Here is a 26,886-nt window from a genome sequence, read left to right on the forward strand (position 1 = left end):
AAGAAGAATCTGGTAATGATAGCATGATGGACACACCTGTACCCATTCCGAACACAGAAGTTAAGCATCATCGCGGCGAAGATAGTACATTGTGCGAAAATAGCTCGTTGCCAGTTCCTTCTTTTTTTTATGTTTTAAGAATTTTCCCTTAAGTGGTTTTTTATTTTCAAATAATGAAAGCTTTTACATATTTAAAATAATTAGTATAAACTATCCCTTGAGGTGAATATAATGGAATTAAGTATTTTGTTAATTCAACAAATATGTCAATTATTTATTATGATCTTTTTTGGCTTTTTGCTTGTAAGAGGTCGAGTTTTAACAGCGGAAAATAGTAAAGTATTATCTATTTTACTTTTATATGTTGCATGCCCTTGTGCCATTATCAATTCTTTTATGATTGATTTTACATCAGATAAGTTGATTGGTTTAGGAATATCTTTTTTAGGGGCTATTTTAGTACATATCATTTTTATTCCACTTGCTAATTTATTAGGAAAAATTTTTGGTTTTACACCTATTGAAAAAGCAACACTTATTTATTCAAATTCTGGTAATTTAATTATTCCTTTAGTAGGAGCCATTTTAGGAAATGAATGGGTCATTTATTCAAGTGGTTATATGGTTATACAAACTATTTTATTATGGACACATGCTAAAAGTCTTGTTTGTAATGAACCATCATTTGATATAAAAAAGATTCTATTAAATATTAATATTATTGCTATCATTATTGGAATTTGTCTTTTTATGTTTCAATTACAATTACCATCTTTACTTGTTGATACTTTTTCTAAAGTAGGAAGTATGATGGGACCATTAGCGATGATTGTTATTGGAATGCTTATTGGAGAAATGGATTTAAGGAGTATTTTTGTAGAAAAGAGAACATATTTAATTTCTTTATTTAGATTAGTTGTCTTTCCATTAATTATGATTCTTATTTTTAAATTTACAGGTATGTCTCGTTTAACAGTTGATGCTGACAAAATTTTGTTGATTACAATTTTAGCTGCATCTGCACCACCAGCGGCAACAATCACACAATTTGCACAACTCTATAATAAACATCCAGGGTATGCAAGTATTATGAATGTAATGGGGGTTATTTTTAGTATTATTACAATGCCATTCATGATTATGATTTATCAATTATTATAAAAGGTAGAGATACCTTTTTTATTTATAGTTTAATAAAAGGAGTTAGAAATGAAAAAAATATTATGTGTTTTATTATTACTTTTTACAGGGTGTTCCTCTAAAACATCAATGATAGAAATCCAAAAACATGTTTATGTAGAAAAAGAATTTAAAGATAGTTGGTTAGAAACTAATGAATTTGGTGATAGCTATATTAAAGAAAAACTCCAAGGAGGATACCATTATCATTTTGATCAACAGTTTTTAGAAATCTTTTTTAATACTGGCGGGAAGATAGAACTTTATAACTACAGTATTAAAAAGAATGATTTGATTATTTCAGGGGAAATGATTCCTCCTAAAACGATTCGTTTAGTTCATCCACATCTTGATAATGTGACAAGTGAAGGAGTAATTATTCATGAATTAGGTCATTATTTTGATGAAAAACATCAATTTAGTTCTTCTAAACAGTTTACAAAGTTATATAAGAAATATAGAACATTATTTAATCAAAAGACAAAAAAAGAATATTTTGCAGAATGTTTTAAAGAATATGTTGGTGGTCATCAAGAAAAGGTGAAACCATTTCATTCATATATGAAGACAATTACTCAAAAAATACGCCAAAAAAATAAATGAGCTATGCAAAAAGCGTGACTTATGAATAAAAAAACGATATAATGTGTCTAAAAAAGAAACTAATAAATAGGTTTTGATAAATGATATTAATGCACTTTAAAATATGATAATATGTTATGGTGAGGTGAAAATGATGGATGATTTTATTAGACCGCCAAAAAAAGAAGTAAAACAAGAAACAAAACAAAGACCAATCAAAGAAGTTTTAATTGTTATTTTGATTATTGTCTGTCTTGCAATTGGGTATTTTGCAGGCTATGTTTCAAAAAAGAATGTTATTGTTAAAAGTAAAAATGATAGCAGTATTATTAATGAAGTTTATGATACTTTAGATAAGTATTGGGTAAATACGAATGATCAAGATGTAAGTTTAAATACCTCTGCTATTGAAGGCATGGTTGCAGGATTAAATGATCCTCATTCAAGTTATCTAACAAGCAAAGAAGCTGTTGAATTTAATCAAACAGTTGCTGGAAATTATCAAGGCATCGGTGTAGGTTTTTCTATGGTAGAACAAGGGGCCATGATTACTAAAGTATATAGTGATTCACCAGCAAGTAAAGCAGGCTTAAAAGTTGGCAATATTATCACGAAAGCGGATGGAAATGAATTAGCACAAGCAAGTACTGATCAAGTAAGAGACTACGTGCGTGGTGAAGATGGAACAGAAGTTACATTAACGATTTTAAGTAATCAAAAAACAAGTGATGTGACAGTTACAAGAGGCGCATTAGATACTTCTGCTTTTTATGAAATAAGAAAACAAGGAAATGTATCTTTTGGATATATTGAATTATCAACTTTTGGAACAGATACTGCTAAGCAAGTAGAAACAGCCTTAGAAATGTTTAAAAAGAAAAATATTCAAACATTAGTTATTGATTTAAGAGATAATGGTGGAGGCTATTTAACAGCTGCTACAGATATTTTAGATTTATTCTTTACTTCAGATGAAGTAATTTATCAAATGAAAGAAAAAAATAGTGCAGCAAAAAAATATTATGCAGAATCAGATAAAAAATATGAATTTGAAAATGGTTATATTCTTGTAAATGAAAATACAGCAAGTGCTTCTGAATTAACAGCAGGAGCTTTACAAAGTGAAAAAGGATATCAACTTATTGGAAAAACAACTTATGGAAAAGGAAGTGCACAAACTCAAAAAACGCTTTCTGATGGATCAGTTTTAAAGTATACGTATGCTAAATGGATGATTCCTAATGGGACATGTATTAATGGAAAGGGTCTAACACCTGATGAAGAAGTTGATAATGTTTCATTATCAGGGATTACAACAAAAGATGTAAAAGAAACCTTAAAAGTTGATTGTGTAAATACACGTATTAAATCTATGCAAAAGATGCTCAATATTTTAGGATATTCTGTTGATCGAGAAGATGGTTATTTTTCAGTTAATACACAAGCAGCATTACAACAATTTGAAACAGATAATCATTTAAACGTAGATGGAGAGTATAGTCAAAGTGATAAACAAATGCTGGTTGCAAGAATGATGATTTATATCAATAATCATGAAAATGATAAACAGTATGATCAGTTAATGAAAATCATAAAATAAGGTGGTGAAACTATGTCTCAGTTTAAACTCGTTTCTCCTTTTCAACCAATGGGAGATCAAGTTCAAGCTATTCAAGAACTTGTAGATGGTTTAAAAGCAGGTAAAAAGGAACAAGTCTTACTTGGGGGAACTGGAACAGGAAAAACATTTACTGTTGCTAATGTTATCAAAGAATATAATAAACCAACGTTGGTTTTAGCACATAATAAAACATTAGCAGGACAATTATATTCAGAGTTAAAAGAATTTTTTCCTGAAAATAGAGTAGAGTACTTTATTTCAAACTTCGATTTTTATCAACCAGAAGCTTATATTCCAGGTAGAGATCTCTATATTGATAAAAATGCAAAAACAAATTATGAAATTGAAATGTTGCGTTCAGCAGCAATGAATTCACTTATTGAAAGAGAAGATGTCATTGTTGTTGCTTCTGTTGCTTCTATTTATGGACTTGGAAATCCTGAACAGTATAAAGAAATGATTTTCTCATTACGTGTTGATCAAGATATTGATCGTAGAGAATTATTGACATTTTTAGTCGATCGTCAATATCAAAGAAATGATATTGAACAAACTAAAGGAACTTTTAGAGTTCGTGGTGATGTTATTGAAATTGTTCCAGGACATAGTGAAAGTTATTTGATTCGTATTGAATTATTTGGAGATACAGTAGAACGTATTTGTGAAGTAGATCCCCTTACAGGACATATTTTAGGTTCTTATAATACGTATACTATTTATCCTGCTTATGGATATGTAACGAAAAAGGAACAAATGTTAAAAGCTTGTGATACGATTTCTAAGGAATTAGAAGAACGATTACAGTATTTTAAAGATGAAACAAAGCTATTAGAGTATGAACGTCTTGATCAAAGAACGAGACATGACGTAGAAATGTTAAGAGAAGTGGGAATGTGTCCAGGAATTGAAAATTATTCACGACATATCGATGGACGAAAAGCAGGTCAAAGACCTTATACATTGATTGATTATTTTCCTAAAGATTTTTTACTTGTCGTAGATGAAAGTCATGTTATGCTTCCACAAATTAGAGGAATGTATAATGGGGATCGTTCTCGTAAAGAAACATTAGTAGAATATGGTTTTAGACTTCCAAGTGCTTTGGATAATAGACCACTTGTTTTTGAAGAGTTTGAAGATTTGATTCATCAAGCTATCTTTGTTTCTGCAACGCCAGGTGATTATGAACTAGATAAGGTTCATCATCAAGTTGTTGAACAAATTATTAGACCAACAGGGCTATTAGATCCAATCATAGAAGTAAGACCTATTGATGGTCAAGTAGATGATATTATTGATGAAATTCATCAACGTATTGAAAAAAATGAACGTGTATTGATTACCACACTTACTAAAAGAATGGCAGAAGACCTCAGTGCTTATCTTGTAGAACTTGGGTTAAAAGTTGCTTATTTGCATAGTGATACTAAAACATTAGAAAGAACAGAAATTTTAAGAGATCTACGTCTTGGAAAATATGATGTTTTAGTGGGTATCAACTTGTTAAGAGAAGGATTAGACTTACCAGAAGTTTCTCTTGTTTGTATTTTAGATGCTGATAAGGAAGGTTTTTTAAGATCGGAAAGATCATTGATTCAAACTATTGGACGTGCTGCTAGAAATAGTCATGGTAAAGTTATTATGTATGGTGATAAAATTACTGATTCTATGCAAAAGGCCATTGATGAAACAGCAAGACGTCGTGAAATACAAGAAAAATATAATAAGGAACATGGTATTATTCCTCAAACAATCAAAAAGGAAATTAGAGAAGCTATCCATGGACAAGAAAATGTGGATGAAGCCATTTCTCTTGTTAAAAAAGGTAAGAAAGCGAAGAAGAAAGATAAAGAAACACTTATTAAAGAACTTGAAAAACAAATGAAAGAAGCAGCAAAAGCACTTGATTTTGAAAGAGCAATGGAACTTAGAGATATGATGTTGGAGTTGCAAGGTGAAGTTTGAGTTTAATCATTTAGAAAAAAGTGTTTTAGATTCTTTATCTAAAAAGGGTCGAGTTTATCTTGTAGGTGGTATTGTTAGAGATATGGTGATGTATCAAAAGGTAGATTACCATGATGTAGATGTAGAAATCTATGATCTAGAAATAGATGAGATTATTGATATTTTATCTCAATATGGAAAAGTAAACGAGGTAGGTAAAAGTTTTGGTATTTTAAAATTGGATTGTTTACCAAATTTTGATTTTGCTTTACCTCGTATTGAAAGAAAAAAAGGACAAACACATCGAGAATTTGAGGTAGAAGTTCATAAAAATTTAGATATGAAAATAGCATGTCGTAGAAGAGATTTTACAATCAATGCAATGATGTATGATTATCAAAATGAAAAGCTGATAGATTATTATCAAGGACAAGAAGATATTAAAAATAAATGTTTAAAAATGGTTGATGAAAAAACATTTTATGAAGATCCTTTAAGAGTATTAAGATTAGCTCAATTTATGGCTCGTTTTGAATTTCAAGTGGATTTAAAAACAAAAGAGATTTGTCAAAAAATGGTCAATGAAGGAGTTTTACAATATTTATCTTTAGAACGAATTCAACAAGAATATAATAAGTTATTGATGTCTTCACATCCATCAATGGGTTTAAAATTCTTATTAGAACTCAATGCTCTTATTCGTCCTTTAGAAACATTAGCAACATGTCCTCAAAGATTAGATTTTCATCCTGAAGGAAATGTGATGAATCATACTTTATTAGTTGTTGACTTAGCTGCTTTATGTAAAGATAAAACAAGTTGGCCACTTGCTTTCATGTGGAGTGCTTTACTTCATGATATAGGAAAACCATTAGTAACAACTCCTGAAGGAAAAGCACCAGGGCATAATGAAAGTGGTGTAAAAGTTTTTAATCAATATTTTAGTCATTTTTTTACAAATAAAAAAATGAAGAAATATATTCGTACAATGATCTATTATCATATGCATTTGATGAATATGGTAAGAAATCAAAGCAAAGATTATAGTTACTATAAATTATTAAAAGGAATAGAAGGAATTTTTCCTTTAAACGATTTAGTATGTATGTCGAAATGTGATAAGTTAGGACGACTTGCAAATCGTCCAGAAACAATTTCAACATTAGATACTTATGTTGAAGAAAAGGTTTCAAGATGTGGAAATCATGCATTAAAACCTTTTGTGGATGGTAAACTCTTAATAGAATTAGGATTTAAACCTAATCAAGATTTTAAAGAATTACTTGATTGGGCCTATGATTTACAAATGAGAGGGCATGACAAAGAAAGTGTTATTCAATTATTGAAAGGAAGAAAAGATGGAAAATAAATTAATTATTCGAGGAGCAAGAGAAAATAATTTAAAAAACATTAATATCGATATTCCTAAAAATAAACTTGTTATTATGACAGGTCTTTCTGGTTCAGGGAAAACATCTTTAGCTTTTGATACAATTTATGCTGAAGGACAAAGAAGATATGTAGAATCACTAAGTGCTTATGCAAGACAGTTTTTAGGCAATATGGAAAAACCAGATGTTGATGCGATTGAAGGTTTATCACCTGCTATTGCAATTGATCAAAAAACAACTTCTAACAATCCACGCTCAACTGTAGGAACAGTTACAGAAATCTATGATTATTTAAGATTGTTATATGCACGTGTAGGAAAAGCTTATTGTCCTAAACATGATGTTGTTATTGAAAGTCAAACAATTAAACAAATGGCAGATACGATTGACCAATACGCTGATGGCGATCGTTTAATGGTTGTCGCAAGAGTTGTTAAAAGAAAGAAAGGAACTTTTAAAGATTATTTTGCGGACTTATTAAAAGATGGTTATTTACGTGTGGTTGTTGATGGACAAAATTACATGTTGGATGAAGAAATCGAACTTGATAAAAATAAAAAACATGATATTGATGTCGTTATTGATCGTATTATCAAAAAAGAAGGTTATCGTAGTCGTTTAGTAGATTCTTTAGAAGTCGGTTTGAAACTAACGGGTGGAGAAGTCATTGTTCAAAACTTAACAACAAAAACAGAAGAACTTTTTAGTGAACATCTTGCTTGTCCAATTTGTGGTTTTTCTGTTCCTAAATTAGAACCACGCTTATTTTCATTTAATAATCCATTAGGAGCTTGTCCGGATTGTCGTGGATTAGGGATTAAAAATGAAGTGGATGTTGATTTATTGATTCCAGATTGGAGTAAATCAATTAATGAAGGTGGACTTCGTTATTTTAAAACAGCAGTCGGAACAAATCGTATTGAATGGCAAAGATTTTTAGTTCTTTGTAAGAAATATAAAATAGATTTAGATAAACCATTAAAAGATTTTACAAAACAAGAATTAAGTTATATTCTTGATGGTTCGAGAGAACCTATTAGTTATGAAATCGTATCAGATAGTGGAAATGTCTCACGTACAACAAAATTTATTGAAGGTGTGAGAACATTAATTGCAAGAAGATATGAAGAAACAACTTCAAAATGGTCAAAAGAATGGTATGCATCCTTTATGTCAGAACATACTTGTCCTACATGTAAGGGAAGAAGACTTAATGATCAAGTTCTTTCTGTAAGAGTCGGTGGTTTAAATATTGCTGAATTTACAGAACAATCAATTGAAGATGCTTTACATTTTATTCAAAATATAAAATTAACAGACTATGAAATGAATATTGCTCGATTAGTTGTTAAAGAAATCAATGATCGTCTTACATTCTTAAATAATGTTGGTCTTGGTTACTTAACACTTGCTAGACGTGCAGGAGGATTATCTGGTGGAGAAGCTCAACGTATCCGTCTAGCAACTCAAATTGGAACACGTCTTACGGGAGTATTATATGTTTTAGATGAACCATCTATTGGTTTACATCAAAGAGATAATGAAAAGCTTATTAAATCTTTACAAGATATTAGAGATTTGGGAAATAGCGTTCTCGTTGTTGAACATGATGAAGATACAATGAGAGCTTCAGATTTTATTGTTGATATTGGTCCAGGAGCTGGTGTTCATGGTGGACAAGTCATTTGTGCAGGGACACCAGAAGAAGTTATGAATTGTAAAGATTCTATTACAGGACAATATTTATCTGGAAATAGAAAGATTGAAGTTCCTCAAAAACGACGTAAAGGGAATGGCTTATTTATTGAAGTCAAAGGGGCTAAGGAACACAATTTAAAGAATATTAATGTTAAATTTCCTCTTGGTAAATTCAATGTCGTTACAGGAGTATCAGGAAGTGGTAAATCAACATTAGTGAATGATATTTTAGGAAAATCATTAATGAGATATGTTTATCAATCAAAAGAGAGACCAGGTTTACATAAAGAAATCTTAGGAATTGAAAATATTGATAAAGTCATAGAAGTTTCACAAGATCCAATTGGAAGAACACCACGTTCAAATCCAGTAACTTATACAGGTGTCTTCGATGATATTCGTGATTTATTTGCACAAACAAATGAAGCGAAAATGAGAGGTTATGATAAAGGAAGATTCTCATTTAACGTTAAAGGTGGTCGTTGTGAAGCGTGTCAAGGTGATGGACTAAAGAAAATTTCAATGCACTTTTTACCAGATGTCTACGTTCCTTGCGAACAATGTGAAGGTAAACGATATAATGAAGAAACTTTACAAGTGACTTATAAAGATAAAAATATTTATGATGTTTTAGAAATGACAGTAGAAGAAGCGGTAGATTTCTTTGATAATTTACCAAAAATTAGAAATAAGATCCAAACACTTTATGATGTTGGTCTTGGTTATATTAAACTTGGTCAAAGTGCAACAACTCTTTCTGGTGGAGAAGCTCAAAGAGTTAAACTTGCAAGTGAATTACAAAAGAAGTCAACAGGAAAAACTGTTTATATTCTTGATGAACCAACAACTGGATTACACAGTCATGATGTTGCAAGACTTATCGATGTTTTACAACGTATTGTTGATCAAGGAGATACAATTATTGTTATTGAACATAATTTAGATGTTATTAAAGTAGCAGATCATATCATTGATTTAGGACCTGAAGGTGGAGCTGGAGGAGGAACAATTGTTGTTACAGGTACTCCAGAAAAAGTAGCAAAGTGTGAAAAAAGTTATACAGGTCAGTTCTTAAAATCAATGCTTTAAGGAGAAAAAAGATGAAATCAATTACAGTAGAAAAATTATTAGGGAATAATAAAAATTATCAACAAGTTACAGGAAATGAAGAATCTTTAAAAAGAGTTATTTTAACTGGTGAAATCAATCGACCAGGTTTTGAATTAGCAGGATTCTTCAAACATAGTGACTTTAGAAGAATTATTGTCTTTGGTGATAAAGAAATGGCTTTTATTGCTGAGATGACAGAAGAAAGACAAAAAGAAATCTTTCCGTGTTTAATTAATGAAGAAGTACCTTGTATTGTAATTTGTAAAGGACATCCTTGTCCTGAAGTATTAAAAAATATTGCTGATGAAAGAAACTTTCCAATTTTTCAAACAGAAATGATTACAGGCGTTGTATCAAGTGAACTTATGAATACCTTAGAAGAAAAACTTGCAAGAGAAACATTAATGCATGGTGTTTTTCTAAATATTCATGGTAAAGGTGTCATTATTAAAGGGGATAGTGGAATCGGTAAATCAGAAATTGCTTTAGAACTTGTTAAAAGAGGCCATTTATTAGTTGCTGATGATGCTGTAGAACTTTATCGTATAGGACAAAAAATCGTTGGTAAAGCACCTGCTGTTCTTGCTAATTTATTAGAAATTAGAGGAATTGGGGTTATTGATGTTTCTAAGATGTTTGGTATTTCTGCTATTTTAGATAGAAATGATGTTGATTTGGTGATTCAGCTAGAACGTTGGGTACCATCACGTGAATATACACGTGTAGGGGTTGAAGAAAATGATATTTCAGAAGATGTTTTAGGAATTAAAATTCCTAAAATAGTTGTTCCTGTATCAAGTGGTCGTAGTATGTCGGTTATTATTGAAGCGGCAGTTATGAATATGCGTTTACGTGACGTAGGTATTGATTCAAGTAAAGAATTTGTTGAACGTATTCTTAAAAATATTGATCATAATAAACAAGAACAATGAGATTCTTCCCAAGTTTTAATACCTTTATAGAAATTGGACCACTTTCTATACAATGGTATGCAGTTTGTATATTGACAGGTGCAGCAATTGCTTATTTTTTAGGGCAATATCATTTTAAAAAATTAGGTTATTCAAAAGAAATACTTTCTGATTATGTTTTTGGTTTATTATTTGTAGGAATCATTGGTGCTAGAATTTGGTATGTGATTTTTATGTGGAATGAATTGTATGCCAATAATCCGATGGAAATCATTATGATCAATCATGGAGGACTTGCTATTCAAGGAGGAGTTATCACAGGACTTATTTATAGTTATTTCTTCTTTAAAAAAAGAAATATTTCATTTCTTGTTGCGGGGGATGCCATCATGCCAGGTGTCCTTATTGCCCAAGCATGTGGGAGATGGGGAAACTTCTTTAATCAAGAAGCTTATGGAAGTGCAGTTGATTTAAGTTTCTTAAAAGCACTTCATTTACCACAGTTTATCATTGATAAAATGTATATTCATGGTCAATATTATCAACCTACATTTTTATATGAATCCTTAGGATGTGTGATTGGTTTTTTAATTATTTTCTTTATTATTAGAAAGTACCAACAAAAACAAGGAATTCAGTTTTTTACTTATTTTATTTGGTATGGAGTTATTCGTTTTTTCATAGAAGCATTTAGAACAGATAGTTTATATGTTTTTGGATTAAAAACAGCACAACTTGTTTCTATTGTATTTGTTATTGTTGGTTTAATAGGATTTATTTATTGTCATTTTAAAGGACAAGATGTATTGGAGGAAAGATAGTGCATAAGACTATCTTTTTTTTGTAAAATAGATATAATAATTTACATTAAGGAGAAAAGTATGAAAAAAGCAATTATTTTTGATTTAGATGGAACACTCTTAAATACAAATTTATTAATAAAAAAATCATTTATACACACATTTAAAAAATATAAACCAGGTTATACTTTAAGTGAAGAAGAACTGCTTTCATTTCTAGGGCCTTCTTTAAAAAATACCTTTAGTCGATATGTAGAAGAAGATCAAGTGGATGAATTAATTCAATATTATCGAGAATATAATCATGCACATCATGAAGATTATGTCACAATTTATCCATATGTTGAAGAAATGTTAAAATATTTAAAAGCACAAGACTTTCCTCTAGCTGTAGTTACAACAAAATATAAAGAAGCAGCTATATTAGGATTGGATTTATTTAATATAACACCCTATTTTGATGTCATCATTGGAGAAAATGATGTGAAACGTTCAAAACCTGATCCTGAAGGAATATTGTGTGCATTAAAAAAATTAAATTGTCAAGAAGGTTATTATGTAGGTGATAATGTAACTGATATTCAAGCGGGTAAAAATGCGGGAATTAAAACAGTAGGAGTGAAATGGTCACCTAAAGGATATGCTCTTATAGAAAAAGAACATCCAGATTTGTTAATTAATGATTATCAAGAATTTATAAATTATATAAAGGAGAAAGAAAAATGTTAGATTTAATAATTATTGGTGCTGGACCTGCGGGGTTAAGTGCTTGTTTATATGCGAGTCGTGCGGGATTAGATGTTTTAATATTTGATAGTGCAGCTCCAGGTGGTAAATTAAATGTTACTGCCCAAATTGAAAACTATCCTGGACTTAAACCAACACCAGGCCCAGAAATTGCTTTTACAATGTATGAAAGTGCCTTGAGTTTTGGAGCAAAAATGGAATATGGTGAAGTTTTAGATATTAAAGATTACGGAGATTACAAAGAAGTTGTCACTGCTAAACAAACATATCAAACAAAATATGTTTTAATTGCGACAGGTACAAAAGAAAGACAAATGAATCTTGAAAAAGAAAATGAACTTGTTGGACGTGGAATTTCTTATTGTGCTGTCTGTGATGGTCCTTTCTTTAAAAATCAAGAAGTTGCTGTTATCGGTGGTGGAAATTCAGCGCTTGAAGAAGCAATGTATCTTGCAACATTATGTAAAAAAGTACATTTAATTGTAAGACGAGATGTTTTTAGAGCTGATAAAATTATTCAAGATCGTTTATTAAAAAGTGAAAATATTGAAGTTCATTTTAAAAGAAAACCAGCTGAGATTTTAGAAGAAGATAACAAAGTAAAAGGTCTTGTTTTAGAAAATAGTGAGACAGGTGAAAAAGAAGAATTAATGGTCAATGGTATTTTCCCATTTATTGGTTTGGATCCTATGACACAATGTGCAAAATCATTAGGAATTGTCAATTCAGCAGGTTATATAGATGCAAATGAAAATATGGAAACAGCTGTTAAAGGAATCTTTGTAGCAGGAGATGTAAGAAATAAACAATTAAGACAGGTTGTTACGGCTACAAATGATGGTGCTATTGCTGGACAATACATTGCTTCATTAAAATAAAAGTTCAGATGGTTACATCTGGCTTTTATTTATAGATGAATTTTGATAGAATAGATACGAAAAATAGAAAGGAGAGGTATTATGGATAAAATTGAGATTGTCATTGTTACAGGTATGTCAGGTGCTGGAAAAACAACAGCGATGGCCGCTTTTGAAAATATGGCTTATTGTTGTATTGATAATTATCCCATTGCTTTATTAGGAGCATTTTCAGAATTTTTAAAGGATAATACGAATTATCAAAGAATAGCAATGGCAGTAAGTTTAGCTGATGCGCCAAAAGCCATTCGTTTTTTAAATAATGTAGATTGGCTAAATGTGTCGGTTATTTTCTTGGACTGTGATGATAATATTATTTTAAAAAGATATAAAGAAACAAGGAGAACACATCCTATTTTGATTTCTAATAAAGCCGCTACACTTGTAGAAGCTATTGGATATGAAAGAAAATTAGCAAGACCTATTTCTAAAGAAGCAAATATGGTTATTGATACAACAAATCTAAAAGGAAATAAGTTCCAACAGTTATTAGAAAACCAATTTAATCACCAATCTATAGATCCATTTAGAATAAGTTTTGTATCCTTTGGATATAAACATGGTATACCTAAAGATGCAGATTTACTTTTTGATGTGCGTTTTTTACCAAATCCTTTCTATATAGAGGAACTTAGAAATCTTACTGGAAACGATAAAGAAGTTTATGATTATGTAATAGATAAACCTGAAACCCAAGTCTTTATTCAAAAAATGACAGATTTATTAGATTATTTATTAGAAGAATATGATAAAGAAGGAAAGACGCATGTTGTCATTGGTATTGGATGTACTGGTGGACAACATCGTTCAGTGAGCTTAACAAATTATTTTGCAGATCACTATAGTCAAAAGTATCATGTTCATCGTCTACATAGGGATGCTGTTCATTAATGAAAGTATCATTTGCTAGACAAGTTAAAGAGGAAGTTGTTTTTAATGATTTTGATATTTGTTGTCAAAAAGCTATTTTATCAGCAATTATTAAAGTCAATGGAACACTTTCTTTATCAAATCAAGGTTTATTACTTACAATAAGAACAGAAAATGCAAAAATAGCATCTAAAGTTCATAAAATGTTAAAAGAAGTGTATCATCCTCATATAGAGTTTCTTGTTTCTAGAAAAATGAAATTACAAAAAAATAATGTCTATATTCTTAAAGTCTCAAAAGCAAGAGAAATCTTAGATGATTTAGGTTTAATGAATGGATTAGGTTTCCATACACTTCCTGATAAAAAAATAATTCAAAAAGAATGTTGTAAAAGAGCATTTTTAGCGGGTATCTTTTTATCTGGAGGATCTGTCAATAACCCAGAAACATCGAATTATCATTTAGAGTTATCTGTTGATGAAGAAGAATATGCGTTATTTATTCAAGAATTAATGAATTATTTTCATTTAAATGCCAAAATGACAAAAAGAAGAAACAAATATGTTATATATTTAAAATCGGCAGAGAAGATAGGAGACTTTTTAAGAGCCATTGGTGCGAGCCAATCGGTGATGAACTTTGAAAGTACTCGTATTGATCGAAGTATGTCAAATACTGTAAACAGATGGAATAACTGTGATATTGCTAATGAGGTCAAATCAATGGCTTCTTCTAATAAACAATTAGAAGATATCAGTATTATTGAGATGTTTATGGGACTTGATATGCTTGATGAAAAAACAAGAACTGTTGCTTTGATTCGTAAAAAATATCCAGATTATACATTAAATGAATTGTGTAATGCTTATCAAGATGAAACAGGTCTGACGATTAGTAAATCGGGATTGCATCATCGTTTTAAAAAATTAAGTGAACAAGCAGCACAATTAATGCAAATGCAAAATGAATAAAGATATTCACATTTTATTTGGTTTACGAATTAAAGAATTAAGAGTGAGAGCACATATCTCTCAAGAAGAACTTTCATTTCGTTCAGGATTATCTAAAAATTATATTTCAGATGTTGAAAGAGGTACGAGAAATATTTCTTTAAAAGCTATTTCAAAATTAGCGGATGGTTTGAAAGTAGAAGTGAAGGAATTATTTAATTTTTCTAAATAGGAGTAAAAAAATGCCAATTTATCAAATTATTTTAGTTATTGCAGTTGTTATTTTAGTTTTAAGTTTATTATTAAATTTATTATTCAGTCCTATTACATGGATCATTATTGCTATTCTTGTGATTTATTCTTTTATTAGAAGATACTTATATGAAAAACAATTGAAAGAATATAATGAAAGAATTGAAAAAGAAATCGCAGAGAAAAAAGCGGCTTATCAATCAGGTCAAGCTTACCGTAATGGGAGTGACGATGTTATTGATGTAAATTATGTAGAAAAAGATGAAAATGAATAAAAACTATTGACATCTAATTCATAGAGGTATACTATGATAGCAACAATACAAAAAGACATTGAAAAGGAAAGTAATTTATTGAAAATGCCTAGAGAGTTCTTGGTTGGTGGAAAAGAAACATGGAAGATAAATGAAAATGGCCTTGGAGTTGCATACCGAGCCAAGTTGGTTAGGCTATGACGGATTCACCCGTTAAAGTGATAGAGTATGATGGTACTCGATGAGGAAATAATCGTGAGGTTATTTTAAATTAAGGTGGTAACGCGAGGTAACTCGTCCTTTGTATAAAGGACGAGTTTTTTGTTTGTTGTATTGTAATAAAAGAAAAAGGGGAAAAGAAAAATGAAAAAGGGATTAAAATTATTATTATCAGCAGCATTCGCATTATCAATTGCAGGATGTGCTAATGGATCATCAAACGATGATAAAACAATTAAAATAGGAGCAACAGCTATACCGCATGCGGAGATCTTAAATGATGTCGTTAAAGATGAGTTAGAAAAAGAAGGTTATACATTAGAAGTGACTGAATTTACAGATTATGTAACACCTAATACTTCATTAGAAGATGGAGATTTAGATGCTAACTATTTCCAAACATTAGCGTATTTAAAAGAACAAAATAAAGAAAGAAAATTACATTTAAAAGCCGTAGCCGGTATTCATTATGAAGCAATGGCTCTCTATTCAGAAAACTTAAAATCATTAGATGATTTAAAAGATGGAGCTACAATTGCTGTACCAAACGATGGTTCAAATGAATCAAGAGCACTTGCTTTACTTGCTAAAAATAACTTAATTGAATTAAACGATGATACACTTTATACAGCATCAAGTATTACAGCAAATCCACATAATTATAAAATTGAAGAATTAGAAGCAGCCAATTTACCAAACAACTTACCAGATGTAGATGTTGCAGTTATTAATGGTAACTATGCATTAGAACATAATTTAGGAGATAGCACAAACGTTTTATTAACAGAAAGTTTTACAGATGAAGAAGCACAACCTTATATCAATTACTTAGTAGTTAAAGAAGGAAATGAAAATACAGCTAAAGCAAAAGCTTTAAAGAAAGCATTACAATCTAAAAAAGTGAAAAATTATATCAAAAAATATAAAGGTTCTGTTCAAGCTGTCTTTACAGATCCTACAAAATAAGGAGATTTAAAATGAGTGTTATTTATTTAGCTGGAGGATGCTTTTGGGGCGTTCAAAAATATTTTGATCAATTTGATGGAATTATAAAAACAACAGTAGGTTATGCTAATGGGCATACTGAAAATCCAAAATATGAAGATGTTAAAGCGGAAAAAACAGGACATGTTGAAACGGTAAAAATTGAATATGATGAAAGTCTTCGAAGTTTAAATCAAATATTGGATGATTATTATAAAATAATTGATCCTACTTCTTTAAATAAACAAGGTGAAGATGAAGGTATTTCTTATCGTACAGGTATTTATTATACAAATGAAAGTGACTTAGAAATTATTCAAAATAAAACAAATGAAATTCAAAAAAATTATCAAGAAAAAGTGGTTGTTGAGATACAACCACTCGATAATTTCTATGAAGCAGAGGAATATCATCAAAAATATTTAGAAAAGAATCCCCAAGGATATTGCCATATAGGAAAATGTTTTTTTGGTTGAGAGGAAGAGGTTTATGATTGAAATAAAAAATTTGTATAAAAGTTATGGCTCTTTAGAAGTGCTCAAAGATATTTCTTTTAAGATAGAAAAAGGAGATATTTTTGGAATCATTGGACAAAGTGGAGCAGGTAAGTCAACATTGCTACGTTGTTTCAATGGTCTAGAGAATTTTCAAAAAGGAGAAGTGATTGTTGATGGACAAGCAATTTCATCTTTAAATAAAAAACAAATGAGTAATATTCAAAAAGAAATGGGTATGATCTTTCAAAACTTTAATCTTTTAAATAGATTAAATGTTTATGATAATATTGCTTTACCATTAAAGTTTTGGAAACAAGATCCTCATAGTTTAGAAAATAAACAGAGAATTGAAAAACTTTTGAAATTGGTGGGATTAGAAGAAAAAAGTCAAGCTTATCCTCGTCAATTAAGTGGAGGACAAAAACAAAGAGTAGCGATTGCTCGAGCACTTGTTTTAAATCCCGAAATTCTTTTATGTGATGAAGCTACATCAGCATTAGATCCACAAATTACAAGAGATATCTTAAGTCTATTATTAAAAATCAACAAAGAGATGAATATTACGATTGTAGTTGTCACACATCAAATGGAAGTTATTAAACAAATCTGTAATAAAGTCGCTTTTCTTAAAGATGGACGTGTTTTATCAGTGGGCAAACCGGAAGAACTTTTTGTGGCACCAAATCAAGAAATTCAAAAATTTGTGGGCGATGATATTGAAATTCTGCCACAAACTGGTAAAAATATTAAATTATTCTTTACAAATAATAATTCCAAATCACATACGATTACACAACTTGCTAGAACACTTGATATCAACTTTGATATTTGCCAAGGAAAACTTGAAAACTTTAGAGGTTCCATGATGGGAAGCCTTATTATCAATATTGATGAAAAAGATCTACAAGCAGTAGGAAATTATTTAGATCAAGAAAAAATTACATGGGAGGAAATTGTATGAGTGATGTTATTTTAAAAGCAACGTATGAAACGTTATATATGGTCATTGGATCAACTTTCTTTGCTGTTATTTTAGGTTTTGTTCCAGCAATTATTTTAACACTCACTGCACCGGATGGATTAAAACCAAATAAGGTCGTTTATACAATTTTAGATATTCTTGTTAATATTTTTAGAAGTTTCCCATTTGTTATTTTAATGGTCATTGTGATTCCACTTACAAGATTAATTGCTGGTAAAGCGATTGGAACGACAGCAGCTCTTGTGCCACTTACAATTTCAGCTATTCCTTTTGTTGCTAGAGTCATTGAAAGTGCATTAAGAAGTGTTGATGTTGGGTTAATTGAAGCAGCTAAATCATTTGGAGCTAGTGATTTTCAAATCATTTATCGTATTTATTTAAAAGAAGCAATTCCTGCTATTTTATCAGGAATTACGCTTACAATGATTAGTATTATTGGTTATAGTGCAATGGGTGGTGCCTTAGGGGCAGGAGGACTTGGAGATATTGCTATTCGTTATGGCTATCAAGCTTATAAGATTCCTTATCTTGTTGTTACAAGTATCATCTTAATTATCTTTGTACAAATTATTCAAACAATCGGCAATCATTTATATAAAAAATTATCTTAAAAGACCCAAGCGGTCTTTTTTATGTTATGATTGAAAAAAGGAGTGGGAATATGAAATGTAAATATTGTGGAGCAGAAATAGGAAATAGCATTGAATGTCATTTATGTGGACATAAACAAATTGGGAAAACAACGTGTCCAGTCTGTTCAAAACTTATTTATCCTTATCAAGAATATTGTTCTAATTGTGGAAGTCCTACAATTTATCGTAAGTCTGAGCCAATAAAAAAAGTAACCCCTGATACAAGTGTACATAGTGAAGCAAGTCATAATTATCATACAGTTTCTGAAAGTTATGATTATAAAAAGAATGCATATGATTATAAAAAGCCTTTTAAAGATTTGAATAAGTATGTACCCATTCAAAAAAATAAAAAAACGTTTAATCATCCAAATGTAAGAAAAAATAAACGAATTGTTAAGATAATTATAGGAATTATTGTTGCCTTTAATTTAATTATTCCGATTGCAGGAGCAATTATTGGAATCATAGGAGATAGTTTAGAAACAGGTGAGACGACATCTTTTGATGATAGTGGAAATAGTTCATTAACAGACTTTAACATTCAACAAGATACATCACGCAGTGATTATAATTATAATTTCCAAAACAATAGTGGTGGAGTTTATATTTATCAAAATCATCTCTATCTAGCAACAGGAGATCAACTTCTTAAATATGATTCAACACTTGAAAATAAAGAAGTTTTAGAAGATGGAAGTTGTGATCATCTTTATGTAGATGATCGAGGTTATTTCTATTTACAATATGGAGATTTGATTTTTGCAGATCATCAAAATAATAAAAAGACTTTATTAAATGATACTTATGATTGTTATGTTCTTGATCAATCTATTTTCTATATTCAAAATGATAATTTATATTGTTTAACGATAGATGATCAAATGAATAAAGTAGCTAATAAAAAGATCAAAGAGAATGTAAATCATTTTAGTATTGATGATCAAAACAAACGTATTTTATATGAAAATTTAAATTATAAAAATCAATTAATTGATTTTAATGGAAATGTTTTGAAAAAAGATGTTGATAGTTATGATGATTGTTATTTTTCTAATGGTTTATTATATTATCGTACTTATCAAGGAATCTATTATGTTGATTTAGATACACAAGAGGGAAAAGAACTTAAAGAAGTTGATAATATTTATCGTTTTGCACTCGCAAGAGATGAAGCAAATCAACAAGATATTGCTTATGTAGAAAGCTTGGATGATCAATTGGATGCATATGTAGGAGATGAGCAATATGCTATTTACGATGATGCAAGAGATTATTTTGTTGCCGGTCAATATGTTGTTTTTTATGCCTATGACAATGATTATAGTCAACATTATTTTATTGGAAATAGTGAAGGAATGTATACATCAATTGGAGAATGACAATTTAGTCATTCTTTTTATTTTATGACTGTGGTAGAATAAGGTCACTAGGAGTGATAAGAATGTATTGTAGTCAATGTGGAACATATGTTGAAGATGATATGCTGTTTTGTCCTCAATGTGGAAAACAGTTAAAACCAATAAAAAAAGTTTGTATTCGTTGTCAGTTACCATTAACTGAAAATGAAGAAGTCTGTCCAGCTTGTGGAATGAGACAAACACAAGAAGAAGTAGTGGAAGAAGATCCTTATAAAGGATATTGGAAAAAGCCAATTCTTTGGATACTTTCAGCTGTTTTATGTTTATCAGCTGTTTTTCTAGGAAGTTATATGACAAGTCATCCTTTACAATCAATGTCAAGTCAAGAAAAAAATTATGTCTTAGAAGGCAAAGTGAGCACGTATAATGTTTCTGCTAATAATCAAGCAGGTGGACAATATCTAAAAGATAATCAACATCTTTATTATGTTATCAATAATCAACTTTTAGTAAGCGATTTAGATGAATTAGAAACAAGTGAAGTATTGATAGACGATTGTGTGGGCTATTTAAGTATTGAAAATCATGTTCTTTATTATTGTGATTCTCAATATAATTATCAAGCTTATGATTTAAAGACAAAAACAACGACCCAAATATTAGAAAATGTGTATTATCCAATTATAAAAAATCATGTTATTTATTATCAATTAGATCAAGATCATGAAAGTTTATATCGTTATTCATTGGATGATCAAACAAATCAAAAATTAAATGATGAAACATCTTATGATATTACAATAGATGGAAAATATATTTATTATTTAGCTAAAAATGATGAACAATATGCTTTAAAAAGAATGACAATTACAGGTGAAAATATAGAAACACTCTATGAAAAACAATGTACATTCGCTCTTGATAACAAAGATTTATATCTTACTGATAATTCACAAATTATAAAAATCAATAAAGAAACATTAAAACAAGAAACAATCAAAAAAGTAGAAAATAGAGCCATTGCTTTAGTCAATAATAAAATTGTCTATGCGACAGGAACCCAACTTAAAATGATGAGTTTAAATGGGAAAGATGATCAGATTTTATTTAAGAATATCGTTGTATCAGATTTACAAGTTTTAGGATCTGATTTATTTACCAAAGGATATGTTCAAGAAAGCGGAGTCAAATATATTGTTTTCAATATTAAAGGGCAATATAAAGCTTTAAATGAAAATACAGCACAAGAATTTGAAAATTTACAAGATGCATAGGAGAATAATATGAAAGTATATGAAATATTAGAGGCAACAAAAGGTATTTTAGTTTCTGGAAATAAAGAAGATGATATTTGTTTCTTTAGTCAAGATAGTAGACAAATGAAAAATGGAGGAATGTATATTCCTTTAAAAGGTGAAAGATTTGATGGACATGATTTTATTGAAAGTGCTTTTCAAACAGGAGCAACAGCAATTATTACTGCTAAAGATGTAAGTTATCCAGATAAAATTGTGATTAAAGTAGAAGATACTTATCAAGCTTTAAAAGATATGGCCATTTATTTAAGAAGTCATCGCCCTGTAAAGGTTGTGGGAGTTACAGGAAGTGTTGGAAAAACAAGTACACGTGATATGGTCTATAGTGTTGTTAAACAAAAATATAAAACTTTAAAAACAGAAGGTAATTATAATAATGAAATAGGTCTACCATTAACCATTTTAAGATATCAAGACGAAGAAGTCATGGTCTTAGAAATGGGGATGAATCATTTAAATGAAATGTCAAGATTATCTATGATTGCTCATCCTGATGTCTCATGTATTACCAATGTTGGAACAGCACATATTGGTGAACTAGGAAGTCGTGAAAATATTTTAAAAGCAAAGTTAGAAATTACAGATGGTATGAAAGATCAATCTACTTTAATTATTAATAATGATAATGATATGTTACAGACTGTTGATTTACCTCGTTTAAATGTTGTAAGAGTTGGAAAAAATGAAGGGGCTTCTATTCAAGCAAGTGATATTGAATTATTTGAAGATCACAGTACATTTATTGTTCATTATCATGATCAAAGTGAAAAAATTTGGGTTCCTGTTCAAGGAGAGCATAATGTTTTTAATGCGTTAATTGCAATTGCAGTAGGATTAGAGTTAGATATTTCTCTAGAAGATATTAAAAAGGGTATACAAGAGTTTGAATTAACTAAAAATAGAATGGATATTCTTGAAAAAAATCATAAAACAATTATTGATGGAACATATAATGCAAGTGTAGATTCAATGAAATCAAGTATAGATGTTCTCGCAAATTATAAAAAACGTAAAGTTGCTATTTTAGCGGATATGTTAGAACTCGGAAGTTATAGTCAACAACTTCATGAAGAAGTGGGAAACTATGTTGCTACTAAAGAAATAGATGTTTTGATTTGTATTGGAAAAGAAGCAAAGTATATGTATCAAAAAGCAAAAGAAAAAATGGAGAATGTTTATTATTTTACTTCTAATCAAGAAGTTATTGAACAATTAGATCAATTTTTAAAGAATGATGATGTGGTTTTAGTTAAAGGAAGCCACTCTATGAATTTAAAAGAAATTGTAGAAAAGATATAAGTTATGAAAAAAAAGAAAAAATTAAGATTAAAAAGACCCTTTCAGTTAATTCTTGCAGCATTATTGTTTTTATTGGCTTTTTCATTCTTTCAACTTATAAAAAATCAATTTAAGCAAGAGAATAAATTGGTTTCAACTCAGGTATTGAATTATGAAGATTTAATGCTAAAATATGCAAGGGAAAATGATATAGAAGAGTATTTAGGATTATTACAGGCAATGATGATGCAAGAATCTGGAGGACAAGAAAATGATCCAATGCAATCATCTGAATGTGAATTTAATACACAGTTTGAAAAGAAACCTAATGCTATTAGTGATCCCGAATATTCTATTCAAGTAGGTATTCGATACTTTGCTAAATGTTTAGAAAAGGCAAATGTAAGTTCTTTAAAAGATGAAAAAGGAATATTTTTAGCTTTACAATCTTATAATTATGGTATTGGATATATGAATTACGTTGAACAAACAGACAAGCAATATACTTATCAAAATGCTATAGATTTTTCTGAGAAATGTAAAAAGGATTATAACGTATCAGTCTATGGAGATAGTAAGTATGTATATCATGTTTTAAGATATTATGAAGATACTACTTTAGTAGATGATTGGTTAGAATTATATCGTTAAGGAGATTATTATGAAACAAAAATTGATGGTTGTTTGTGGTGGACAATCGAGTGAACATATTGTTTCTCGTATGTCTTGTACATCAGTAATGAATAATTTAAATAAAGAACATTATGATGTGACATTAGTAGGAATTGATCAAGATGGATCTTGGTATTTATTAGATCAAGGTCAAGCTGATTTGGCTCAAGATACTTGGTTAGAAAATTCTCAAGCTATTCAAGATATTTTTGGAGTATTAAAACAACAAGATGTTGTTTTACCAATTTTACATGGTGCTTTTGGAGAAGATGGAACAATCCAAGGTTTATTTGAATTAGCAGGTGTTCCTTATGTTGGATGTCGTGTTTTAGCTTCAGCAGTATCAATGGATAAAATCTATACAAAGAAGATTTTAGAAACTGCAGGAATTCCACAAGTAAAATCTTTATATGTTAAAAAAAGATATGATGGAAAACTTGTTGTTGTCAATAAACAATTTGATGAAATTGAAGATATTGAAAAAACAGTGGAAAAAGAATTAGGATTCCCATGTTTTATTAAAGCAAGTCGTTCTGGATCAAGTGTAGGATGTTATCGTTGTGATCATAAAGAAGATTTAATGACAAAACTTATTGAAGCTTCAAAATATGATCGTCATATTGTCGTTGAAGAATGTGTTGATTGTATCGAACTTGAAACGGCTGTTTTGGGAAATGATGATCCAATCGTTTCACGTGTTGGACAAATCATGCCTCATGGTGAATTCTATACTTTTGAATCTAAATATGAAGATGAAGAAAGTAAAACATGTATTCCTGCTTTAGTTGATCAAGAAATTCAAGATAAGATTCGTGAATATGCTTTAAGAGTATTTAAAGCAGTTGATGGACATGGTCTATCAAGAGTTGATTTCTTCTTAGATAAGAAATCAAATCAAATCTATTTAAATGAAATTAATACTTTACCTGGATTTACAAAGATTTCAATGTATCCACAATTAATGAATGATTTTGGTATTTCTTATAGTGAATTATTAGATAGAGTAATTCAATTAGCTTTCGATAAATAATAAAAAACTATTAAAATAATAATATATTTTAAATTAGTTAAATTAACTTAAAGACATTGACTTTAGTAAAAAAAAAGTCTAACATTACAAGTAACCATAAAATAAATACTTCGATAGGAACTAGTAAGTACTATTTCAAGGCGTAGAGAGATTCTGGTTGGTGGAAAGAATTGTTTGAGTAATACTGAACTCATCCTTGAGTGGAGCGCTGAACTTAAGTAGGTGGCTACGGTATGCAACCGTTATTTTGTAAGAGTATGAACTATTATGTAGCGTACTTAGCGAGGTGGATAAAGTGATTTATTCACAAATTGAGGTGGAACCACGAAGTAATATAACTCTCGTCCTCAAAATGGCCGGATTGGCTATTTTGAGACGGGAGTTTTTTTATAGTATTAAGGAGGAAATGGAAATGAATTACGAAAAGTACAAGAGATTTGAAACAATTAAATTAAAAGACCGTACTTGGCCTGATAAAACAATTGAAAAAGCACCAATTTGGTGCTCGGTTGATTTAAGAGATGGAAATCAAGCATTAATTACACCAATGAAAATAGAAGAAAAAGTGGAAATGTTTCAACTTTTAGTAGACTTAGGATTTAAAGAAATTGAAGTAGGTTTTCCTTCTTCAAGTCAAATTGAATATGATTTCTTAAGATTATTAATTGAAGAAAATTTAATTCCTGATGATGTGACTGTTCAAGTATTAACTCAAGCAAGAGAACATTTAATTAGAAAAACATTTGAAGCTTTAAAAGGATTAGATAAAGCTATCGTCCATGTTTACAATTCAACTTCTATCTTACAAAGAGACGTTGTCTTTAACAAAGATAAAGATGAAATTAAACAAATTGCAATTGATGGTGTTCAATTAGTAAAAGACTTATCAAAAGAATTTGAAGGAAAAGTGATTCTTGAATATTCACCAGAAAGTTTTACAGGAACTGAAGTTGATTATGCAATGGAAGTATGTGAAGCCGTTATGGATACATGGGGAGCAAGTAAAGATAATAAAGTGATTATCAACTTACCTTCAACTGTAGAAATGGATACACCAAATGTTTATGCTGATCAAATCGAATGGATGTGTCGTAACTTCAAAGATCGTGAAAGAGTCATTGTTTCTGTTCATCCTCATAATGATAGAGGTTGTGGAATTGCTTCAACTGAACTTGCTTTATTAGCGGGTGCTGATCGTGTTGAAGGAACGTTATTTGGTAATGGTGAAAGAACAGGAAATGTTGATGTTGTGACTGTTGCTTTAAATATGTTCACTCATGGAGTTGATCCACAATTAGAATTAGATAATATTAATGATATTAAACATGTTTATGAAAAATGTACAAAAATGGATATTCCACCAAGACATCCATATGTTGGACAATTAGTCTTTACAGCTTTCTCTGGAAGTCATCAAGATGCAATCAATAAAGGAATGCATGCTTTAAGAGAAAGAAATTCGAAAATGTGGGAAGTTCCATATTTACCAATTGATCCAAGTGATTTAGGTAGACAATATGAACCAATTGTTCGTATTAATTCACAATCTGGTAAAGGTGGCGTTGCTTATGTTATGGAAAGCATGTATGGTTATCATTTACCAAAAGGATTACAAGTAGACTTTGCAAAAGTGATTCAAGATATTTCTGAAGAAGAAGGAGAAGTTTCACCAGAAAGAGTTTACGATACATTTATTGAACAATATGTAGATATTAAAGAACCATATGAATTTATTAAACAAAAATTAATTGATATTTCTGAAGATGATTCTGAATTTGAAAGAAAAGCAGAAATTACTTTAAAAGATCATGGAGAAATAAGAACGATTGTTGGTTATGGTAATGGACCAATCGATGCTGTTAAAGATGCATTTAATGAAAATGGCTTTGTTTATACACATTTCTTAGATTATAGTGAACATTCATTATCATCAGGATCTAGTTCAAAAGCAGCTGCTTATGTTTATTTAAGAGTTAAAGGAAGTGCTGTTCAAGAATATGGAGTAGGGGTACATCCAAATATTACAACAGCTACAATTAAAGCCATTATTTCAGCTATGAATAGAATTCATAAACAATTAAAAAAATAGGGAGGATTAAAACATGGATAGACTTGTTTTATCATTGCTTGTTGAAAATAATCCAGGGGTATTAAACCGTGTTGCTGGTTTATTTAGTAGACGAGGATATAATATTGAAAGTATTTCAGTAGGACAAACAAATATTAAAGGAATGTCACGTATGACAGTTGTTTCTACTGGTGATGAACAAATTTTAACGCAAATTGAAAAACAATTAGGGAAACTTGTAGAAGTCGTTGAAATTGAAAAACTTGAACCAGATGATTCAGTTTATCGAGAACTTGTCTTAATTAAAGTAGATGCAAATGCTGATCAAAGAACAAATATCAACTCAATTGTTGATATCTTTAGAGCACATATTATCGATGTTTCACCAACTTCATTAATTATAGAAGTTACTGGAAATACAAGAAAAGTCAATCAGTTATTAACAATGCTTAACGGATTCAACGTGACAGAAATTGCTCGCACAGGACTCGTTGGAATGCATAGAGGAAGCCAAGGAAATTAAGGGGGACATTAAAAATGGCAAAAATTTTTTATGAATCAGATTGTGACTTATCATTATTAGATGGGAAAACAGTAGCCATCATTGGATACGGATCACAA

25 protein-coding genes, 1 rRNA gene and 2 other annotated features are annotated in these 26,886 nt (G+C 29.8%); all 26 genes read left to right on the forward strand.

Annotated features, from left to right (window positions below):
* Positions 1-8: 8 nt before the first annotated feature.
* The 26 genes from rrf to ilvN all read left to right on the forward strand — a co-directional run bounded on the left by rrf (position 9) and on the right by ilvN (position 26,788).
* Positions 9-116 (forward strand): 5S ribosomal RNA (gene rrf / locus OCV55_RS13205).
* A gap of 115 nt (positions 117-231) precedes the next feature.
* Positions 232-1,161, forward strand: a complete 930-nt coding sequence (locus tag OCV55_RS13210) for an AEC family transporter (protein WP_147580847.1) — start codon at positions 232-234, stop codon at positions 1,159-1,161.
* 48 nt (positions 1,162-1,209) lie between these two features.
* Entirely contained in the window at positions 1,210-1,782 is a 573-nt protein-coding gene (locus tag OCV55_RS13215; protein WP_147580848.1) for a hypothetical protein, read from the forward strand.
* Between the two features lie 133 nt (positions 1,783-1,915).
* A complete protein-coding gene (locus OCV55_RS13220) occupies positions 1,916-3,361 on the forward strand; it encodes a S41 family peptidase (protein ID WP_147580849.1) in 1,446 nt (481 codons plus the stop codon).
* Positions 3,362-3,373: 12 nt separating this feature from the next.
* Positions 3,374-5,347, forward strand: a complete 1,974-nt coding sequence (gene uvrB / locus OCV55_RS13225; RefSeq protein WP_032089433.1) for an excinuclease ABC subunit UvrB — start codon at positions 3,374-3,376, stop codon at positions 5,345-5,347.
* Positions 5,337-6,695, forward strand: coding sequence for a CCA tRNA nucleotidyltransferase (locus tag OCV55_RS13230; RefSeq protein WP_227359873.1), 1,359 nt, complete (start codon positions 5,337-5,339; stop codon positions 6,693-6,695). The genes uvrB and OCV55_RS13230 overlap by 11 nt, the downstream gene beginning before the upstream one ends.
* Positions 6,685-9,504, forward strand: coding sequence for an excinuclease ABC subunit UvrA (gene uvrA, locus OCV55_RS13235; RefSeq protein ID WP_032089431.1), 2,820 nt, complete (start codon positions 6,685-6,687; stop codon positions 9,502-9,504). The genes OCV55_RS13230 and uvrA overlap by 11 nt, the downstream gene beginning before the upstream one ends.
* A gap of 11 nt (positions 9,505-9,515) precedes the next feature.
* Positions 9,516-10,457, forward strand: a complete 942-nt coding sequence (gene hprK, locus OCV55_RS13240; RefSeq protein WP_032089430.1) for an HPr(Ser) kinase/phosphatase — start codon at positions 9,516-9,518, stop codon at positions 10,455-10,457.
* Positions 10,454-11,257, forward strand: coding sequence for a prolipoprotein diacylglyceryl transferase (gene lgt / locus OCV55_RS13245; RefSeq protein ID WP_118470647.1), 804 nt, complete (start codon positions 10,454-10,456; stop codon positions 11,255-11,257). The genes hprK and lgt overlap by 4 nt, the downstream gene beginning before the upstream one ends.
* A gap of 60 nt (positions 11,258-11,317) precedes the next feature.
* A complete protein-coding gene (gene ppaX / locus OCV55_RS13250; RefSeq protein ID WP_147580850.1) occupies positions 11,318-11,965 on the forward strand; it encodes a pyrophosphatase PpaX in 648 nt (215 codons plus the stop codon).
* Positions 11,959-12,861, forward strand: coding sequence for a thioredoxin-disulfide reductase (trxB, locus tag OCV55_RS13255; RefSeq protein WP_147580851.1), 903 nt, complete (start codon positions 11,959-11,961; stop codon positions 12,859-12,861). Before ppaX ends, trxB begins: the two co-directional genes overlap by 7 nt.
* Positions 12,862-12,942: 81 nt before the next feature.
* Positions 12,943-13,791: an RNase adapter RapZ gene (rapZ, locus tag OCV55_RS13260; protein WP_147580852.1), complete on the forward strand. Its 849-nt coding sequence runs from the start codon at positions 12,943-12,945 to the stop codon at positions 13,789-13,791.
* On the forward strand, positions 13,791-14,741 hold the full coding sequence (gene whiA, locus OCV55_RS13265; protein WP_022001630.1) for a DNA-binding protein WhiA: 951 nt from the start codon (positions 13,791-13,793) through the stop codon (positions 14,739-14,741). The genes rapZ and whiA overlap by 1 nt, the downstream gene beginning before the upstream one ends.
* Entirely contained in the window at positions 14,734-14,952 is a 219-nt protein-coding gene (locus OCV55_RS13270) for a helix-turn-helix domain-containing protein (protein ID WP_022001629.1), read from the forward strand. Before whiA ends, OCV55_RS13270 begins: the two co-directional genes overlap by 8 nt.
* 10 nt (positions 14,953-14,962) lie before the next feature.
* Positions 14,963-15,247, forward strand: a complete 285-nt coding sequence (locus OCV55_RS13275) for a hypothetical protein (RefSeq protein ID WP_022001628.1) — start codon at positions 14,963-14,965, stop codon at positions 15,245-15,247.
* Between the two features lie 49 nt (positions 15,248-15,296).
* Positions 15,297-15,531, forward strand: a binding site (T-box leader).
* A 58-nt stretch (positions 15,532-15,589) separates the two neighbouring features.
* On the forward strand, positions 15,590-16,411 hold the full coding sequence (locus tag OCV55_RS13280) for a MetQ/NlpA family ABC transporter substrate-binding protein (protein ID WP_119362711.1): 822 nt from the start codon (positions 15,590-15,592) through the stop codon (positions 16,409-16,411).
* Between the two features lie 11 nt (positions 16,412-16,422).
* Positions 16,423-16,905: a peptide-methionine (S)-S-oxide reductase MsrA gene (msrA, locus tag OCV55_RS13285; protein WP_119362712.1), complete on the forward strand. Its 483-nt coding sequence runs from the start codon at positions 16,423-16,425 to the stop codon at positions 16,903-16,905.
* A 13-nt stretch (positions 16,906-16,918) separates the two neighbouring features.
* The gene (locus tag OCV55_RS13290; protein WP_147580853.1) at positions 16,919-17,887 is read left to right on the forward strand and encodes a methionine ABC transporter ATP-binding protein; all 969 of its coding nucleotides are present in this window, start codon (positions 16,919-16,921) and stop codon (positions 17,885-17,887) included.
* Complete coding sequence (locus OCV55_RS13295) at positions 17,884-18,519, forward strand: methionine ABC transporter permease (protein ID WP_032089422.1); 636 nt, start codon at positions 17,884-17,886, stop codon at positions 18,517-18,519. Before OCV55_RS13290 ends, OCV55_RS13295 begins: the two co-directional genes overlap by 4 nt.
* Positions 18,520-18,569: 50 nt before the next feature.
* A complete protein-coding gene (locus OCV55_RS13300) occupies positions 18,570-19,922 on the forward strand; it encodes a zinc ribbon domain-containing protein (protein ID WP_147580854.1) in 1,353 nt (450 codons plus the stop codon).
* Between the two features lie 62 nt (positions 19,923-19,984).
* Positions 19,985-21,175, forward strand: a complete 1,191-nt coding sequence (locus OCV55_RS13305) for a DUF5050 domain-containing protein (RefSeq protein WP_147580855.1) — start codon at positions 19,985-19,987, stop codon at positions 21,173-21,175.
* 9 nt (positions 21,176-21,184) lie between these two features.
* Positions 21,185-22,516: a UDP-N-acetylmuramoyl-tripeptide--D-alanyl-D-alanine ligase gene (locus OCV55_RS13310; protein ID WP_147580856.1), complete on the forward strand. Its 1,332-nt coding sequence runs from the start codon at positions 21,185-21,187 to the stop codon at positions 22,514-22,516.
* Between the two features lie 3 nt (positions 22,517-22,519).
* Complete coding sequence (locus OCV55_RS13315) at positions 22,520-23,146, forward strand: lysozyme family protein (protein ID WP_147580857.1); 627 nt, start codon at positions 22,520-22,522, stop codon at positions 23,144-23,146.
* Between the two features lie 10 nt (positions 23,147-23,156).
* The gene (locus OCV55_RS13320; protein WP_147580858.1) at positions 23,157-24,197 is read left to right on the forward strand and encodes a D-alanine--D-alanine ligase family protein; all 1,041 of its coding nucleotides are present in this window, start codon (positions 23,157-23,159) and stop codon (positions 24,195-24,197) included.
* 101 nt (positions 24,198-24,298) lie between these two features.
* Positions 24,299-24,549, forward strand: a binding site (T-box leader).
* Positions 24,550-24,609: 60 nt separating this feature from the next.
* Positions 24,610-26,286 carry a 2-isopropylmalate synthase gene (gene leuA / locus OCV55_RS13325; protein ID WP_147580859.1) on the forward strand — a complete coding sequence of 559 codons (1,677 nt, stop codon included), beginning with the start codon at positions 24,610-24,612 and terminating at the stop codon, positions 26,284-26,286.
* A gap of 13 nt (positions 26,287-26,299) precedes the next feature.
* The gene (gene ilvN / locus OCV55_RS13330; RefSeq protein WP_147580860.1) at positions 26,300-26,788 is read left to right on the forward strand and encodes an acetolactate synthase small subunit; all 489 of its coding nucleotides are present in this window, start codon (positions 26,300-26,302) and stop codon (positions 26,786-26,788) included.
* Positions 26,789-26,886 lie beyond the last annotated feature (98 nt).

Source organism: [Clostridium] ammoniilyticum, assembly GCF_025566905.1.
Classification (GTDB): domain Bacteria; phylum Bacillota_I; class Bacilli_A; order Erysipelotrichales; family Coprobacillaceae; genus Faecalibacillus; species Faecalibacillus intestinalis.

Bases quoted from the DNA above. Each gene is read 5' to 3' on its own strand.
- lgt (WP_118470647.1), top strand. From the start codon at position 10,454: ATGAGATTCTTCCCAAGTTTTAATACCTTTATAGAAATTGGACCACTT.
- uvrA (WP_032089431.1), top strand. From the start codon at position 6,685: ATGGAAAATAAATTAATTATTCGAGGAGCAAGAGAAAATAATTTAAAA.
- OCV55_RS13215 (WP_147580848.1), top strand. From the start codon at position 1,210: ATGAAAAAAATATTATGTGTTTTATTATTACTTTTTACAGGGTGTTCC.
- OCV55_RS13305 (WP_147580855.1), top strand. From the start codon at position 19,985: ATGTATTGTAGTCAATGTGGAACATATGTTGAAGATGATATGCTGTTT.
- OCV55_RS13310 (WP_147580856.1), top strand. From the start codon at position 21,185: ATGAAAGTATATGAAATATTAGAGGCAACAAAAGGTATTTTAGTTTCT.
- OCV55_RS13270 (WP_022001629.1), top strand. From the start codon at position 14,734: ATGAATAAAGATATTCACATTTTATTTGGTTTACGAATTAAAGAATTA.
- OCV55_RS13280 (WP_119362711.1), top strand. From the start codon at position 15,590: ATGAAAAAGGGATTAAAATTATTATTATCAGCAGCATTCGCATTATCA.
- msrA (WP_119362712.1), top strand. From the start codon at position 16,423: ATGAGTGTTATTTATTTAGCTGGAGGATGCTTTTGGGGCGTTCAAAAA.
- ilvN (WP_147580860.1), top strand. From the start codon at position 26,300: ATGGATAGACTTGTTTTATCATTGCTTGTTGAAAATAATCCAGGGGTA.
- rapZ (WP_147580852.1), top strand. From the start codon at position 12,943: ATGGATAAAATTGAGATTGTCATTGTTACAGGTATGTCAGGTGCTGGA.
- leuA (WP_147580859.1), top strand. From the start codon at position 24,610: ATGAATTACGAAAAGTACAAGAGATTTGAAACAATTAAATTAAAAGAC.
- OCV55_RS13295 (WP_032089422.1), top strand. From the start codon at position 17,884: ATGAGTGATGTTATTTTAAAAGCAACGTATGAAACGTTATATATGGTC.
- ppaX (WP_147580850.1), top strand. From the start codon at position 11,318: ATGAAAAAAGCAATTATTTTTGATTTAGATGGAACACTCTTAAATACA.
- whiA (WP_022001630.1), top strand. From the start codon at position 13,791: ATGAAAGTATCATTTGCTAGACAAGTTAAAGAGGAAGTTGTTTTTAAT.
- OCV55_RS13275 (WP_022001628.1), top strand. From the start codon at position 14,963: ATGCCAATTTATCAAATTATTTTAGTTATTGCAGTTGTTATTTTAGTT.
- OCV55_RS13320 (WP_147580858.1), top strand. From the start codon at position 23,157: ATGAAACAAAAATTGATGGTTGTTTGTGGTGGACAATCGAGTGAACAT.
- hprK (WP_032089430.1), top strand. From the start codon at position 9,516: ATGAAATCAATTACAGTAGAAAAATTATTAGGGAATAATAAAAATTAT.
- trxB (WP_147580851.1), top strand. From the start codon at position 11,959: ATGTTAGATTTAATAATTATTGGTGCTGGACCTGCGGGGTTAAGTGCT.
- OCV55_RS13210 (WP_147580847.1), top strand. From the start codon at position 232: ATGGAATTAAGTATTTTGTTAATTCAACAAATATGTCAATTATTTATT.
- OCV55_RS13220 (WP_147580849.1), top strand. From the start codon at position 1,916: ATGGATGATTTTATTAGACCGCCAAAAAAAGAAGTAAAACAAGAAACA.
- uvrB (WP_032089433.1), top strand. From the start codon at position 3,374: ATGTCTCAGTTTAAACTCGTTTCTCCTTTTCAACCAATGGGAGATCAA.
- OCV55_RS13315 (WP_147580857.1), top strand. From the start codon at position 22,520: ATGAAAAAAAAGAAAAAATTAAGATTAAAAAGACCCTTTCAGTTAATT.
- OCV55_RS13300 (WP_147580854.1), top strand. From the start codon at position 18,570: ATGAAATGTAAATATTGTGGAGCAGAAATAGGAAATAGCATTGAATGT.
- OCV55_RS13290 (WP_147580853.1), top strand. From the start codon at position 16,919: ATGATTGAAATAAAAAATTTGTATAAAAGTTATGGCTCTTTAGAAGTG.